Raw genomic sequence first — 15,970 nt, forward strand, 5'->3', positions numbered from 1 at the left:
TTTTATAGGACAGTACCCAAATGACGCAGATGCTTACATACTTTTTCAAGATAGAAATGTTTAAAGCAGCGATAACCAGAGCCGTGAAAAAGAATCATTATTAGCATGACTTCTGCCTTTGACATTGTGGAATCTCGATGATACTTTCTTTTTCCAGTAGGTTTTAGCGTATATTTTGCTGTCATTGCATCAAAAAATTTGCAGAAATCATCTGCCATACAAAATATTTCAGTAACTTTGTCTTCGGTGATCATAGCGACTTTTGTTTGTAACTGTTTGTATATTAACTCCTTAAAGTTACAACAATTTTCGCTAATCACCAAATTTACAGACACTTATAATTCGTCGAACTCACGTTAACTTTTACAAGGCCATTATTCAAAGACTTGACGTAAAGAAGTTCGGACTCAATGCAACAGGTCGCATAAAAGCGTTTGTCTTCAGGTTTATCTCTGTACCAGCCAAGTGGATCAGGACATCAAGGCGGTATGTGCTGAATATCTATACCTGTAATAATGCTTACGCAGATGTTTTCCAGACTGATTTTGGATAATGCCTACAACTTATGGGAATGATATTGTGTATTGCCTCAAGTCTCATTGTGGGGTAAGGGGATATTGTAGGCAGAAGTGGGTGCTTCAAGTTCAAATTATCTGCAAATTCAGTAATGAGAGGTCGTGTAAACGCAATAAGGACGTTCAAGGGCTTAGTTGCGGATTTGAGGGTAATAAAGTGTATTTTCTTAAAACCTCTGCTTCGTTATGGCATACCCACATTCATACCTTTGCACTGTCAATAGTGACAAACAACAATTAAATCTCTACATCATGCCAATTATGATCAATCGTGGGAAAGAGATGCTACGTATCTCGCCCAAAGACAGTAAGAAAATCGAGTATTCAACCAATCAAGGTCGCACTTGGATAGTTCGCTATAGCGGTTCGTCGAACACTGGCGCCTTCAGCGACTTGATGGATGCCGGCAAGGAAATCCTTGGAACTACAGACAAGGGGTTGTACTATTCAACCAATGATGGTAGAACTTGGATTTGTCGTAAACGTGGATAATATGAACTTAAAACAGAAAAGCGTATGAAAAAGTTATCGAATGAATTCATGGAGAAGATTCTCAATGATTCAGCTTGGAAAGAGCTCTCTGAAAGCTTTGAATGGACCGAGCAGATGCTTGACAAGCACAAGAACCAAGTAGATTGGAAATTGATTTCCCAAAACAGTAACATCGTATGGACACCTGCCATGCTGGAAAAGTTCAAAAAACTCATTGACTGGAAGGAGCTTTCAAGCACAGGGTGCGAAACCATTCTCACTGGAGATACTCTTGAACAGTATAAAGACTACTGGGATTGGTCAGAGTTGTCTGAAAATACAGACCTCGAAATGAACTATCAGTTGATTGATAGATTCATTGACCAATGGGATTGGCCTGAACTCATTAACCGTTGGCATGAGGATAATCTCTACAACATTGACTTCTTGGAGCGTTATGCAGATAAGATTCCGTCAAGCAAGTTACAGGACTCTCGCCTCTGGACAGCCCTTGTTGAACAGAGAGAAAAAGAATTGAAGTTAGAAGTGATTGCGTAAGATGAAGAATCATTTCTATCACCACGCGCCAACAGAAGAGGACATCAAGGAGGTCGCAGATGAACTTGGTCTCTTCCGAAATGGTCATCATTTGTTGGCGTGTTATATAAATAACGTAAAAGTCATGATGAGTAGTGCGGCCAACTTCATTTTGGTTGAAGGCATTGGCAATGGTTCCGGTAATGCCATAGAAGATGCTGTAATTCGCTGCTGTGGAACGGCCAAGCCGTATACACAATTCATTGCCGATAAACTACTGCTTCATATTGAATATAATAGCGAGAAACCGTTATTAGTCGAGGAATTAGCGGAGGTGAATACTTTTGTGGACATGTTTGAGAAGGAGGTACTCATTATTACAGACATGGCTATTGATAATGAGAACGTGAAAGGTGACACTATTATAGTGCGCATCTTGGCAACAAACTTAGCAATAAAATAAGCCTTATGGATCATGTAGTCAGAATGTGTGATTTGAGTTTCGACCCGAAACTCTTCGAATCGTTCAGCTGCGGAACAGCCTTGGATGAGTTGCTTAGTTCTCATTGTGGGTTGCCTCGTGGCGTGAACTACATGATTATAGGCGACCCCGGTGTGGGTAAGACTACCATCATACTGGATATGTTGGCAAATATGCAAAACCATTATCCCAAGGCACGTATACTTTTTATTAGTGCCGAGATGAATGAAATAGATCTCACCGTTTATGTGGAGCGCTATCCTAAATTCCAAACATTGCCTATTCTATTCGTGGAAACGGATTTCGACAATGAGATTCACAATTGGGAGGTGGTAAAAGAGGTTGTGGAACAGGGTTGGGACATTGTAGCCATCGACTCTTTTTACGAACTACAGGGCATAATCAAAGATGAAGAAAACATCCGAATGAAAGATGCCGAGAGTTGGCTTCTACAACTCATCAAGAAGCAGAACAAGGCACAAAACGACCGTCACCTTAATTGTACGTTTCTCACTATCCAGCAAGTGACCAAGTCGGGCAATTTTGTAGGTTCCAATCGTTTGAAACACTCTATAACGGCCATGATGGAACTGCGTTTGGAGAATCCAAAGAACATTTATTCCGACCGCTACATCACCTTTTCCAAGCATCGTAGAGGAGATGTTGGCGTAAAACTCTTCTATAGCTTGAGTAGTACGGGGGATGTTTCTTTTGATGAGCAGCGCTTTCGTCAGGACCAACGTATTAAGCACATGCAAAGCGAAGTTGCCGGACAAATTCGTGACTTCGCTGACCAATTTGATAAACTATTCACTCCAGAATGATATGAACAACTCAAATATTCAACAAGAAAAGCAACGCTTTATGAATGGGCTATGGCCACAGAAGACCATTGAGCTCAGCGAACTCCAGCATGTGGGCGAAAATGTATTTGCTCTCAATGGCATTGAACTACCCGCAGACGATAAATTCACTTCCTCGTATGACCAGACACTAGGGATAAACAGCAGCCAACGTGTCATGGTGAAGGAAGCATCTGGCGAGACTGGATTGACGAATTATCGCAACTATATCAATGTAGCTTCCAACCTGCAGAAACCTAAATCGGTGGTAATTATAGCCTCGCCAGAGAACCATCAACTTGCCGAAATCGTACCCATTGTTGATGAATATATTTCGCCTACCGTTTTCTTTGATTTTGCTGAAATGATGGCCGATGAAACAGGTTATCAAATTTCAGACGTAAGGTTCAACAATGCTGGAAAGCCACGTATTACGGTGGTCTATACCAATCCTAATGGAAGAACACATAGATTTGGACCAGGAGAAGACTTCATGATGGATGGATTCTATCTCACATGGACTCCATCCAATGTGGAACTGGGACATTATTACGAAAGGTTAGTCTGCTCAAATGGACAAACAGTGAAGGAAGAGCGAAAGGATAACACTGTCTATAAACTTTCAGCCAACGAAATACATTCTATCATCGGGAGGGTGAAAAACAAGTCATTTTTCGCCATCTGCGTTGAGCAGTTTGGAAAGTTACTGAAAAGAGCTTCCTCTTCCAGAATATCATTAGCAGAAATGAAAAGAGCACAGAAAATCCTTATTGCCGAAAATGTTAATGCTGAAAAAGCTGAACATCTTATACCGTATGCAGAAGTGTGCTCCTCATATCAAAATGCTGGTCTTTACGATGCTAAAAAGGAACATCTGATGAAAGGAGAAGGTACTATATGGGATACGTACAATGTACTAACCCAGTTCGCCAGTCACACCACTATATGGAAACCTAATGATCATCGGCGTATAGCCATTATGAATGGTGCTGTAGGGTTGCTGAAACGAGAACCTGACATTGTAAACTACCTCGACATCTACTGATATGGATACGCCTTTTATCAAATACATCACTGGTACCCAACACTATGATGATGTATTGGCAAGAGTTGCGTCGGTCAAACATACATTATGGATAGGAACAGCTGACATCAAGGATGTATATGTAAAGGCTGGTGCAAAAGCAATGCCTTTACTTGCTGTACTTGACTTATTGGTTAAACGTAGGATTGCAATCCGTATTCTCCATGCCAAAGAGCCTGGAACTGCCTTTCGAGATGACTTTGATAAATTCCCAGCATTGTGGCCGGCCTTGGAAATGACCCTATGTCCACGTATTCATTTCAAACTAATGATATTCGATATGGATACAGCCTACATCGGCTCAGCTAACTTGACAGGAGCTGGAATAGGTATGAAAAGCACTCAAAGAAGAAACTTTGAAGCAGGTATTCTCACGAACGAGCCTTCCTTGGTAAACGCTGCTATTGGACAGTTTGATGAAGTTTGGCGTGGAGATTACTGTGCAAAATGTTGACGGAAGCAGTTTTGCAAAGAGCGAATACGTTAAAAATCAACGTCTAAAGCAAAACTTTTATCCTATGCCACAATATTTCATAGGATATTATATACCTTTGTAAGCAAACAATAACAAATAGCGTATGGCAGCAAATATCTTTGGCCGTTACGTATGGCTGATAGAACAATTCAGACGATATGGCCGACTGACCTATGAGGAGGTAAATGACCTCTGGCATAGAAGCGGGTTGAGCTATGGGGACGATGATGATCTCGCCCTCCGCACTTTTCATAACCATCGCAAAGCCATCTTCGACATTTTTGAGGTGGAAATCGCTTGTGACATCAAGGGTGGTTATAAGTATTATATCGACCATTCCGAAGACTTGGAGAAAGATAATCTTCGCATTTGGTTCATTGATTCCTATACGGCTATGAATCAGATTCAGGCAGATCGAAAACTGAAAGGACGTATCATCTTCGAGAATGTTCCTTCTGGTCACAAATGGCTCAATGTCATCACCGATGCGATGCGCAATAATCAGGTGCTCAATGTCACGCATCAAGGTTTTGGAAAACCTGAGCCTTGGTATTTCGACATCGAGCCTTACTACCTCAAAGTAGTGAAGCGCCGTTGGTATGTATTGGCTCGAAGTCCGTATTACTCCAATCGCAATCGCCAAAAGAACAAAGAAGATGGTGGCGACCGTCCAGAAGATGTATATATGGTCTATGCACTCGACCGCATTCTCGACTGCCATCCTACAGGCTCATCTTTCCAGATGAAGGAAGACTTCGACATCGATGAATACTTCCGTGGATGCTGTGGTATCATCCATTCTAAAGAAGAGCCCATAAGAGTTATGTTGAAGGCCTACAATGGTGGTCCTGATTATCTTCGTACCCTGCCAATACACGAGTCGCAACGTGAGCTTGTAGAACTGAAGGATGATGAAGCTTCCTATTTTGAACTGACCGTACGCCCAAACTATGACCTATATCAGGCCCTATTGGCTCAGGCCGATCAAATTGAAGTACTTGAGCCGGCATCGGTGCGTAATGAGATGCGCAACTTTGCCAAGAACCTGATGTCGTACTATAAAGAAAAAGAGCAATGAAAGACAGATTAAATTTTATCGCCATCGACTTTGAAACAGCTACACCTAAACGTGCCTCCATCTGCGAGGTGGGCATCTGCGTGGTACGGGGTGGCGAAGTGGTAGAAACTCGCTCTTGGTTGGTACAGCCAGAAGAAAATCTATATAGCTACTGGAACATGCAATGCCACGGCATTCGACCTGAAGATACAGAGAACTCACCTTCCTTCCCAGAAGTTTGGGAAGAGATTGAGCACCTATACCTCGATGAGTTTAACACCTTCGTAGCGCACAACGCTCCCTTCGACCGCAGCAGCCATGAACACTCTGCAAAACTTTATCGTCTGCATTTACCCGAAATCAACTGGCAGTGCTCGTTAAAGACAGCCCGACAGGTGTACGACTTCGGCTGCAACACCCTCGGCTACCTGTGTGAGCAGCTCGGCATCCCTGAAGGTACCCACCACCGTGCCGGCGATGATGCGGAGATGTGCGCACGGCTGTATCTCAAAGAATTAGAACTAATAAATCAGTGAATATTATGGATAATCAAACAACAATTGGTCGCCTATTTGGCGAAGATATGATAACTTTCGTTATACCGAGTTATCAACGAGCCTATTCTTGGCGAGTAGGTAAAGACGGACGAGCAGGACAAGTCGATATGTATCTGAATGATATTATCGACCAACCCGATGAGTCTGCTTATTTTCTTGGACACTATTTATTTGAAAAAGCTCAAGGAAACAGATACGAGCTCATTGACGGACAACAGCGGCTTACCACTACTGTCATTTTTATGAGTTGTTTAGTGAAAGAGTTGCGCAAAAGAGGAATTATTACTTTTGAGTTCAACAATACTACCTATGCAACCGAACAGATATATGAACGCTATCTTCAGCCACGATATGGTAGTCAGAAATTTGAAACTGTATCAGAGGATGCTTCTTTCTTTAATCGTTATGTAGTGGAATGCTCCAATGATGATAGTATCGAAACGGGACGGCGGTCAGAACGTCGCATACGGGAAGCTGTTTTGTTCTTCAGCGAGAAGATGTCGGCACAAACAGAGGTTGAGGTATTGTATAGATGGTTCTCGGTGATTGATAATGCCGTAATCACAACCTTCCTTCTTAAAGGTGAAACAGCCAAACTAACCGCCACACAGATTTTTGCCTTTCAAAATGACCGAGGGTTAGGACTTACTACATTGGAAAAGCTAAAAGCCTTCTTGATGCATCAAATCTATCGATGTAATGCGGGAAATGCGATAAGCAACATACATTCATTGGAAGCTAAGTTTGCATCTATATACAACTATATTGAGAAGCTCGAAACGAAAGAAGATACAGTATTAGGTTATCATTGCTCGGCCTTTCTCTCCAGTTACGATGCCCCATTAGATGCCATCAAAGAGCGGCTGCAACGTGTAGTTGACAAGGCTGGATGGATTAGCAAATTTTCCAGTGAACTGTGTCGTACCTTCTCCTTGATGTGCGAAATTGAAAATAGTTGGCATCTCTTCAACAGTCCCATCTCTGATGTTTGCATCCTCGACAAGGCTAATGCAATGCCTTTGGTGCTCAAACTCTGTCATTATAACAGTAAGGGCACGGAAGTCAGAAACATTCCGGCTATTGATGATGCCCTTAGATGGGTTGAAAAGATTTTATTCAAAATGACCTATACACTCGGGGGTTATCGCACCAATAACTTGATTGCCATTGCCAAAAACTATAAGCATGACGATTATGGTAGCCTCATAGCCGATTTAAACTACAAAAGTCAACATGGCTTCAAGGGATATTGGAATTTTGATGGTGATTGCTTACGTTATTTCACAGCCAATAAATATCATTATCGTAGAGAACTGCGCTACGTGCTATATAAATATGAGAATTATCTCCGTGCAAAAGCCCGTCAGCCACTTTTATCTCCTGACGAATGCACCAACGTATTCCGTGATGTATCAGTATCCAATACATTAGATCATATCACACCTCAGAACCCTGATTTTACTACCTACACAGAAGATTTCTGCAACGAATATCTCAATAATATCGGTAATCTTTCCCTCCTGACATGGGGCAATAATTCATCCAAAAAAAATCATAATCCGGCTGAAGGTGAAGTTATGGAAATATACAATAGTATTTTCTACTCTCAGAAGCAAATCTTCGAGACTCTTAAGGAAGACAGACAATGGGGTGAAGCCCAAATTATTGAACGGAGAGATAAAATAATTGCATTCATCAAGGAAAACTGGTTAAGCTAATCTCAGAAGAATCTGTTATGAACTATAAGAATCAACAATACGCCCGCCAAGAAGTGCTCATTGAAGAGGGGAAGGTATTCAACTTGGTAGCTGGTGGTGGCAGATTTATGGGTAAGCCACGACCCTTTGTTCTGCAAGAACCTGAAGCGAACCTTTATGCTCCCATCCGCGAAAAGGTTAAGGCCTATTTTACCGACAACCATATTGATTGGTGGCGAGGAAATGGACCATCCGGTCATACTCTGTCCTCGCAGATTGCTTGTCTCAATCATCTTATACCAATTATGGATGACCCACAGGCTGTGCTTGCCTTAATCAATGGCATTCGTAATGAGTTTACGGAAGTCCTTCCTATTAGTTGCGACACCCCCCCTGCCTATATATCCATTGAAGTAGTAAGCAGCAGTGACCACCTAAATGAACGTGAGTTCGACGAATTCAGAAAAGAGCAAGCTGTGTGTCAATAGTCCTTTGTACAATGATACACGGCTTTTTTGGGAACAGGCAATAGGCTGCAATAGCACCTAATAAATTGACGATAAAATTGTCAAAGCATCTATGTCTGGAGTGCTCCACCTGTGCAATATTCTTAAGCTCATCATTCACAGTTTCTATAATGGCTCTTTTTCTGAGTAAGAGTCTGTCAGAAACGCTCATTAAAGCTCCTTTCATGTTGCTTTTCAGCTTGGTAATAAGTTGTATTCCATCCACAAACAGCCTTTGGAAGAGATTCTTACCAATGTACCCCTTGTCTCCGACCAGCTTGCCATATATGAAATCTACAAACGCTTTGTATTCCAATGGCTTACGATCATCAACATCTCCCGGTGTTACCATAAAGTTGAGAAGTTCTCCTTTCTCATTACAAATCAAATGCAATTTGAAACCGAAGAACCAACCCATGGAGCATTTTCCTCTTTGGGCTATACCTTTTAAAACCTTATGAATATGTATTCTTTGGTTCTTGCAGACACGCAGTGGTGTGTTGTAAACAAAACTTATGCCCGTGCATTTTCCTAACAAGACTTTCTTGATAAACAAAGCGAGTGGAATGAGAACCTCCCTTTCTAATTCTACTATACGGTTGTATGAGACAACTTTAGGAAACAAATGACGCAAATGCTTACATACTTTTTCAAGATAGAAATGTTTAAAGCAGCGATAACCAGAGTCGTGAAAAAGGATCATTATCAGCATGACTTCTGCCTTTGACATCGTGGAATATCGATGATACTTTCGTTTTCCGGTAGGCTTTAGCGTATATTTTGCCACCATTGGATCAAAAAACTTGCAGAAATCATCTGCCATACAAAATATTTCAGTAACTTTGTCTTCGGTGATCATAGCGATTTTTGTTTGTAATTGTTTGTATATCAATACCTTAAAGTTACAACAATTTTCGCTAATCACCAAATTTATAGACACTTATAATTCATCGAACTCACGTTATAATAAGGTCAATAAGACTTCAATAATTTGGCGTATAGCTCATTTTGCAGGCTGTTTTTTTGTATTAGGTGTTCAATAGCTCAAATTGCAGGCTGGCTTTATTCAGAATATTCAAAGAGTTTATATACCTTTGCTATGCAGTCTGAAGCATAATGGGGCTCTGCTGGGGAGCAAGTCAGGATTTGCTGTCAATAAGACTTCTATAATTTCCACTACATAGAGAATTTCAGCTAATTCTTTAAATGAAGATATACTTGTATTTTGTCTTGCTCGCATTGCATGATAATACCTAAGTTCTTGAATGGAGATTTTTAAACTTTTCAGAAAAAATTCGGAGATACCCTCCTAAAATCTGGCGGTTATCTCCAAATTAGATGTTAAAAATACACTATTTTTTTGCTTCCATCACTCCCTCAATATAGAGGCGAGTCATTTCAGTTGCGGCATTGGTTCGTACAGTAATGCTCTTCTTAAAATGTCCCGGAAATTTACCGGTACCATTATAAGTTATATCTATTGAACCTTTCTGTCCGGGAGCTATAGGACGTTTATCATACCGAGGAACTGTGCATCCACAACTTGCTACAACTTGATTAATGATCAAGGGAGCCTTTCCGATATTCGTGAATGTAAACGTTACTTTTTGCACCGGGTTAGATTCTGAGAATGTTCCAAAATTGTGAACTACCTTGTCAAATTTAATATTGGCTTGGTTCTGTGCCATCGAGTATGACAAACCAAACATAATTAACAAAGTGAATAATAAAACCTTTTTCATAATTGTGAATATTTAATTTATTGTCATTATGATGCAAAAGTAGTTAGAAAGTTTAGAGAACATTTGTTTTTTTACACTTATTAAGTTGATATTTTCCGGTTTTAACATATCAAAAACTTTGATTTGAGAAATCTTTGTTTCTTTTTTCGTAGGAAAGTTGTACCTTTGCAATAGAAAAATCAAAAAGAATATAGAATGTATCGTACAAAAACATGTGGTGAGCTAAGATTGGCTGATAGTGGCAAAGAAGTCGTGCTTGCAGGGTGGGTACAACGTACCCGAAAAATGGGAGGTATGACCTTTGTAGATTTGCGCGACCGCTACGGCATTACCCAATTGGTTTTCAATGAAGCTGAAAATAAGGAGCTTTGCGACGAATCTAATAAGCTCGGTAGAGAGTATTGTATTCAAATCAAAGGCGTTGTGAATGAACGTCAAAGCAAGAATACTAAAATACCTACCGGGGACATTGAAATAATCGTAAAAGAACTAAACGTATTAAGTCCGTCTTTGACCCCTCCTTTTACCATCGAGGATAACACCGATGGGGGAGATGACCTCAGAATGAAGTTTCGTTATTTGGATTTACGCCGCCCATCTGTACGAAAGAATTTAGAACTTCGTCATAGAATGACCATACTCATCCGCAACTTTTTGGATAACAGAAATTTTATTGAAGTTGAAACGCCAATATTGATTGGCTCAACGCCAGAGGGGGCACGCGATTTTGTCGTTCCGTCTCGCATGAATCCCGGACAATTCTATGCCTTGCCTCAAAGCCCTCAAACACTTAAACAACTGCTTATGGTTGCCGGTTTCGACCGCTATTTTCAAATTGCCAAATGCTTCAGAGATGAAGATTTAAGGGCTGACAGACAACCTGAATTTACACAAATAGACTGCGAGATGTCATTTGCCAATCAAGAGGATGTTATTGAAATATTCGAAGATATGGCAAGACACCTGTTTAAGGAAATACGAGGCGTAGAGTTACCGGAAAAATTAGAGCAAATAACATGGAAAGAAGCCATGAGACGTTTTGGTTCTGACAAACCTGACCTACGTTTTGGTATGGAGTTCATTGAATTAATGGACTCTCTCAAAGGAATAAGCGATTTTTCGGTGTTTAATGATGCGGAATATATTGGTGGAATTGTGGTTCCGGGATGTGCAAATTACAGCCGAAAACAATTAAACGAGCTTACCGATTTCGTCAAACGACCACAAGTTGGTGCTAAAGGGTTGGTTTATATTAAATTTAACTCGGATGGTACTGTGAAGAGTTCTATCGACAAATTTTTCTCACCCGAACAGCTTAATAAAATAAAACAGGTATCCCATGCTAATGACGGAGATCTATTGCTCATATTGTCAGGAAATAACCCCAACAAGACTCGCATGCAATTATGTACGTTACGATTAGAGATGGGAAACCGTCTCGGGCTGAGAGATAATAACGTATTTAAATGTTTGTGGGTTGTAGATTTCCCACTATTCGAGTGGAGTGATGAAGAACAACGTTTAATGGCAACACATCATCCTTTCACGATGCCCAACCCGGAAGATTTACCACTCTTGAAAGAACATCCGGAAAAAGTAAGAGCCATGGCGTATGATTTCGTTTGCAATGGGATTGAAGTCGGTGGAGGCTCCATTCGTATTCATGACACGGAACTTCAAGAAAAAATGTTCGAGGTACTTGGATTTACTCCACTGCAAGCAAGAGAACAGTTTGGCTTTTTAATGAATGCATTTAAATATGGTGCGCCACCTCATGCCGGGTTGGCATTCGGATTGGACAGATATGTCAGTATCATGGCCGGTCTCGACTCAATCAGAGATGTAATAGCATTTCCCAAGAATAATAGTGGCAGAGATGTAATGCTTGATGCTCCTTCACAATTAGCCGATAAACAATTAGAAGAATTGCATATAAAATTGGACATTAAAGAATAAAAGATCATTGATATAAATCAATAAAATTAATGTTCAGTGGCAAACAAGAAGCATTTTCTCTTTTTTTTCAGCAGGAAATTAGATTTATCAAGAAAATAAAAGTACATTTGCAATAGATTTTTTTCGATTAAAGTTGAATTTAATTAATTGATGTTGAATATGGTAGAAAAGAAAACAACAACAGTAGCACCAAAGAAGGTAACAAATAGAAAAACTGTTGCCAAGAAACCTGTTAGAGTAATCGATTTGGGTCCTGAGAATATAGGGTTCAAGGCAGGAGATGTGTACAATGCGTTAGCTGCAGCGGATAAACCGCTTTTAGTAACAGAGATTGCTAAAGCTGCTAACATTTCGACCGAAGAAGTTTATCTCGGGATTGGATGGCTTTCAAAAGAAGGAAAGGTTAAAGGTGAAGCAAATAAAATTGCTTTAGCATAACAAATGATGCTAAAAAATAGGAGTCTGCAATTATTTTAATTGTATTGACTCCTATAACTCTGATATGGAGAGGTATAAAGAAGAAGTTATACGAGTTTTAATTGAAGCCGGCGCAAATGGTCTGCCTGTGCGTAAGATTTCTTGTCACGTCTTTAATGCTTGCAATTCATTCTTTTTTCCAATCAGCCCCGATGACGTACATCTATATGTAAGATCTTACTTGTATAGAACAAGCCTAATACCAAATTCAGAAGTTATAAGGATAAAAAGGGGACGCTATAAAATAAATCCCCAAAATATTATGATTAAATTAGCAAAGCAATCACTGCTGAACAAATTAGAAGTTGCAGAGCAAAAAGCTATGGTGCGAGAAAGTTCAGATAACAGCTTATGTCTGTTTTAACAAGTGCAGCTATTCAAAATTAATAGCCACAATATTTTCGTTTGCTTCCCATGCAGTATTTTGACTTGAAAAGTGAGTGTAGCGAGGCGCACTCGGTCGATGAAAGACGAAATAATGTTCACTTTTTGCCATCACTTGTAATTAAAAATACCATGAACAACTGAAAATTAGAATATTATTCGTATATTTGCGAAATAAGAATCATAAAATCATGAAACATTCAAATAATCACTTGGTAATAATGGCCGGAGGTGTTGGTAGCAGATTTTGGCCAATGAGTACTATCGAACGTCCTAAACAATTTATTGATGTTCTTGGGGTAGGGAAATCATTATTAAGATTAACTTATGAACGATTTGACGGTATCATCAACAATGAAAACGTTTGGATAGTAACTAATGAAAAGTATTCTGAGATTGTTCATGAGCAATTACCGGAAATTCCAATTAAAAATATTCTAACAGAACCTTGTCGGCGTAATACTGCTCCTTGCATCGCTTACGTGAGTTGGAGAATTAAGAAAGAAGACTCGAAAGCTAATATTGTAGTCACGCCAAGCGATCATATAGTTACAAACACTGTAGAATTCAAAAGAGTTATTTCAAATTGTCTTGGCTTTACATCTGAAACCGACGCTATTGTAACGTTAGGAATGAAACCAAACAGACCAGAAACAGGATATGGCTATATACAGGCTGACCTTACAATACCATCGGCAAGAAACAATGAAATATTTAGAGTAGATCAGTTCCGCGAGAAGCCCGATTTAGAAACGGCAGAGAAATATATCCAACAAAAATCATTTTTTTGGAATGCAGGAATATTTATTTGGAGTTTATCAACTATTATTAACGCGTTTAGAATTTATCAACCGGGAATTGCAAGGATTTTCGAACAGATTTATGATAATCTCGGAACGCAAAATGAACAAATAGCTATCAATAAAATATACCCTGAATGTGAGAGTATCTCAGTTGATTACGCTATTATGGAAAAAGCAGAGGAAATATTTGTATGTCCGGCTGATTTTGGATGGAGCGATCTTGGAACCTGGGGCTCTTTGCTGATGCAAACAAAACGCGATTTATATGGAAATGCAATTATAGGCGACAACATAAATGTTTTTGATAGCAAAAATTGTATCATTCATTCAACCAACAATAAGAAAGTTGTCATTCAAGGTCTTGATAGTTATATCATTGCTACAACGAGCGATTCTATTCTCGTGTGCAAGCTATCGGAAGAACAAAGAATAAAGCAGTTCTCAGGTGAAGTCTAAATATATGTCATATAAATTGATAATGAGACTTATGATAAATTGATTATATTATATATCATGAATAGCTAAATCTGAGAGTTGAGTAATTTAGAGGATGTGTTAGAATGCAAGAATAAATAATTGTTAAACTTGAATGAAAAATTTATTTTTTTACTTTTTTATTTGTACCTTTGTATCAACATATTTTATATATTAAATATTATGAAAATGAATAAAACGCTCTTACTACCTTTATCCGATAATAAAATGAAAAAGATTTATTTGTTGGCTACTATGATAATCTGTTTTATCGGGTTGTCATCCTGCGAAAAGGCGATTTTGAATGATTTTGATAAATCTGACGTTAAGTCTCACGACACGTGTATGGTTTCATTCAATGTGAATGAGGAATTTATAAATGTGTCAGATATGCCTATGACGCGTGTAGATGCTGCGGAAGGAAAGTTTTATGCTATTAATATATATGAGAAAAAAACAGGTGTAAAGTCATATGCCAAATATGCGTATGGATTGTTTACCGATCCATCTCAGATGAAGATAGTACTCACAAAGGGAAATGTATATCGCTTTGAGTGTCTTGTTGTAACAAATGCTGAAGATGCTGTATATAATGAAGATGGAGAGTTTTTCGCTCCATTCCTCCATGGGAGCAAAGATAATTTGCCCACAAAAGCTGAAAATAAATTTATTAAATCAACGAGTATAAATCTCTCAAATATTCAAGAGGGACGGACAAGAATATCTACGACTAAAACGGTTTTATATCCTCGTATGTACAAATCATATGGTGTGTTGGAGAATTTTGACCCATCGAGTTCTCAAAAAGTTGCTTTACAGACTAAGCGAGCAGTCTTTGGTTTGCATCTCATAATAACACCACCCTCAGAGGGTAAACTAAATATCACTTATCTTTACAACACCTTAACATTGAATCCAACTGATCCTATATATGATCATTCATCCATTTATTCGTTCAATAGAATTGACTTAGCAAGTATTGATGGTTACCATGGGGAATTTAAGTTTCTTTTGACATGGGAGAAAGAGGATGGAACCAATCTACAAGCAGAGAAGGTAGTTGATCTTAAACGTAATGTGAACACAAAAGTGAAGGTGAACGTAAAAGAGCCGGAGTCTTCTGTTGTGGAAATAGCGGAAGAAAATGAAGATATGGGTGAAGATACTGTAACGTGGACAGTAGAAGACTAAGCTTTTTGCTGATAAATCATACTAGACTTGGTGTCGTAAAATAACAGTTCCTTCCGGTTTTCCGGATTTAAGAATTATGGCATCCCCCCTCCTCCCTCCCCCACTAAATTTCGACTGAACCGAGGTATATACTATATATGGTTAGAGAAAACACATCAGGTCCGTATAGTTTATTTGATATTTCGTGAGTTCTCTAAAAAATAATTTAGGATACTACTGGCTTTCTCCATGTGTTCCTCGCCTCCGGATAATGATTTTTGGAACACATTTATTTTAGTTTTTGAGAACTTCATAGGCATGAGAGTAATTACAACAATTGGGAACAATGCTGTGCTAATTCCAAATAGAAGTGCAAAATCTCTGTGGGTGCAATAACTATGAAAAACACCGCGGAGGTTTGCCTTGCGGCTGGGGGCGCGAAGCCCCCAAAGAGCATTGACGGATAACTTAAGCAATACAAAAAAAGAGAAAGACTTTCGTCCCTCTCCCTGAGATTAACTAATTTTGTATTGCAATGTATAAACAATTAACCTCGGAGCAAAGATACACAATAAGTGTGTTACTCCAAAAGAAATTCTCACTTAGTTTTATAGCCGAGATAATTGGCGTGTCTGTTTGTACCGTCTCTCGCGAAATTAATCGTAATTCAATTGAGAAGGGT

18 protein-coding genes and 3 pseudogenes are annotated in these 15,970 nt (G+C 39.2%); 18 read left to right on the forward strand and 3 right to left on the reverse strand.

The window, feature by feature from the left end:
• Window positions 1-17 precede the first annotated feature (17 nt).
• Window positions 18-254: pseudogene (locus tag ETF27_RS10535) on the reverse strand (IS982 family transposase); the annotation flags it as partial.
• Between the two features lie 104 nt (window positions 255-358).
• Between ETF27_RS10535 and ETF27_RS10540 the strand changes: the two are divergent.
• The 12 genes and pseudogenes from ETF27_RS10540 to ETF27_RS10590 all read left to right on the forward strand — a co-directional run.
• A pseudogene (locus tag ETF27_RS10540) lies at window positions 359-553 on the forward strand (IS1380 family transposase); the annotation flags it as partial.
• Between the two features lie 12 nt (window positions 554-565).
• Window positions 566-799: pseudogene (locus ETF27_RS11595) on the forward strand (hypothetical protein).
• Window positions 762-1,067, forward strand: coding sequence for a beta propeller repeat protein (locus ETF27_RS10545; RefSeq protein WP_205012821.1), 306 nt, complete (start codon window positions 762-764; stop codon window positions 1,065-1,067). Before ETF27_RS11595 ends, ETF27_RS10545 begins: the two are co-directional and overlap by 38 nt.
• Window positions 1,068-1,091: 24 nt before the next feature.
• On the forward strand, window positions 1,092-1,604 hold the full coding sequence (locus ETF27_RS10550; protein ID WP_130828899.1) for a hypothetical protein: 513 nt from the start codon (window positions 1,092-1,094) through the stop codon (window positions 1,602-1,604).
• Between the two features lies 1 nt (window position 1,605).
• Entirely contained in the window at window positions 1,606-2,046 is a 441-nt protein-coding gene (locus ETF27_RS10555) for a hypothetical protein (protein WP_130828901.1), read from the forward strand.
• Window positions 2,047-2,051: 5 nt separating this feature from the next.
• Window positions 2,052-2,888 carry an RAD55 family ATPase gene (locus tag ETF27_RS10560; protein ID WP_130828903.1) on the forward strand — a complete coding sequence of 279 codons (837 nt, stop codon included), beginning with the start codon at window positions 2,052-2,054 and terminating at the stop codon, window positions 2,886-2,888.
• A 1-nt stretch (window position 2,889) separates the two neighbouring features.
• Window positions 2,890-3,951 (forward strand): DUF932 domain-containing protein, encoded by a 1,062-nt coding sequence (locus ETF27_RS10565; RefSeq protein ID WP_158635995.1) that lies wholly within the window; start codon window positions 2,890-2,892, stop codon window positions 3,949-3,951.
• A 1-nt stretch (window position 3,952) separates the two neighbouring features.
• The gene (locus tag ETF27_RS10570; RefSeq protein WP_130828909.1) at window positions 3,953-4,444 is read left to right on the forward strand and encodes a phospholipase D-like domain-containing protein; all 492 of its coding nucleotides are present in this window, start codon (window positions 3,953-3,955) and stop codon (window positions 4,442-4,444) included.
• 124 nt (window positions 4,445-4,568) lie between these two features.
• Window positions 4,569-5,543 (forward strand): helix-turn-helix transcriptional regulator, encoded by a 975-nt coding sequence (locus tag ETF27_RS10575; protein ID WP_130828911.1) that lies wholly within the window; start codon window positions 4,569-4,571, stop codon window positions 5,541-5,543.
• The gene (locus ETF27_RS10580; RefSeq protein ID WP_130828913.1) at window positions 5,540-6,058 is read left to right on the forward strand and encodes a 3'-5' exonuclease; all 519 of its coding nucleotides are present in this window, start codon (window positions 5,540-5,542) and stop codon (window positions 6,056-6,058) included. Before ETF27_RS10575 ends, ETF27_RS10580 begins: the two co-directional genes overlap by 4 nt.
• Before the next feature lie 5 nt (window positions 6,059-6,063).
• Window positions 6,064-7,797 (forward strand): DUF262 domain-containing protein, encoded by a 1,734-nt coding sequence (locus ETF27_RS10585; RefSeq protein WP_130828916.1) that lies wholly within the window; start codon window positions 6,064-6,066, stop codon window positions 7,795-7,797.
• Window positions 7,798-7,814: 17 nt separating this feature from the next.
• Entirely contained in the window at window positions 7,815-8,264 is a 450-nt protein-coding gene (locus tag ETF27_RS10590; RefSeq protein ID WP_130828918.1) for a PGN_0703 family putative restriction endonuclease, read from the forward strand.
• Here ETF27_RS10590 and ETF27_RS10595 read toward each other — a convergent pair.
• Together ETF27_RS10595 and ETF27_RS10600 are read right to left on the reverse strand one after the other, a co-directional pair.
• Entirely contained in the window at window positions 8,236-9,141 is a 906-nt protein-coding gene (locus ETF27_RS10595) for an IS982 family transposase (protein ID WP_130828920.1), read from the reverse strand. The genes ETF27_RS10590 and ETF27_RS10595 overlap by 29 nt on opposite strands.
• 493 nt (window positions 9,142-9,634) lie before the next feature.
• Complete coding sequence (locus ETF27_RS10600) at window positions 9,635-10,024, reverse strand: DUF1573 domain-containing protein (protein ID WP_130828922.1); 390 nt, start codon at window positions 10,022-10,024, stop codon at window positions 9,635-9,637.
• A gap of 195 nt (window positions 10,025-10,219) precedes the next feature.
• On the opposite strand from ETF27_RS10600, the gene aspS reads away from it, so the two are divergent.
• The 6 genes from aspS to ETF27_RS10630 all read left to right on the forward strand — a co-directional run.
• The gene (gene aspS / locus ETF27_RS10605) at window positions 10,220-11,980 is read left to right on the forward strand and encodes an aspartate--tRNA ligase (protein ID WP_130828924.1); all 1,761 of its coding nucleotides are present in this window, start codon (window positions 10,220-10,222) and stop codon (window positions 11,978-11,980) included.
• A 159-nt stretch (window positions 11,981-12,139) separates the two neighbouring features.
• Entirely contained in the window at window positions 12,140-12,418 is a 279-nt protein-coding gene (locus ETF27_RS10610) for a winged helix-turn-helix domain-containing protein (RefSeq protein ID WP_147785812.1), read from the forward strand.
• A 64-nt stretch (window positions 12,419-12,482) separates the two neighbouring features.
• A complete protein-coding gene (locus ETF27_RS10615) occupies window positions 12,483-12,821 on the forward strand; it encodes a hypothetical protein (protein ID WP_130828929.1) in 339 nt (112 codons plus the stop codon).
• A gap of 211 nt (window positions 12,822-13,032) precedes the next feature.
• Window positions 13,033-14,100, forward strand: coding sequence for a mannose-1-phosphate guanylyltransferase (locus tag ETF27_RS10620; protein WP_130828931.1), 1,068 nt, complete (start codon window positions 13,033-13,035; stop codon window positions 14,098-14,100).
• A gap of 207 nt (window positions 14,101-14,307) precedes the next feature.
• Window positions 14,308-15,309 carry a hypothetical protein gene (locus ETF27_RS10625; protein ID WP_147785813.1) on the forward strand — a complete coding sequence of 334 codons (1,002 nt, stop codon included), beginning with the start codon at window positions 14,308-14,310 and terminating at the stop codon, window positions 15,307-15,309.
• Between the two features lie 514 nt (window positions 15,310-15,823).
• On the forward strand, window positions 15,824-15,970 hold a 147-nt coding region (locus ETF27_RS10630), incomplete at its 3' end, for a helix-turn-helix domain-containing protein (RefSeq protein ID WP_147785814.1).

It is taken from the genome of Prevotella brunnea, assembly GCF_008016795.1.
In the GTDB taxonomy this organism is placed as follows: domain Bacteria; phylum Bacteroidota; class Bacteroidia; order Bacteroidales; family Bacteroidaceae; genus Prevotella; species Prevotella brunnea.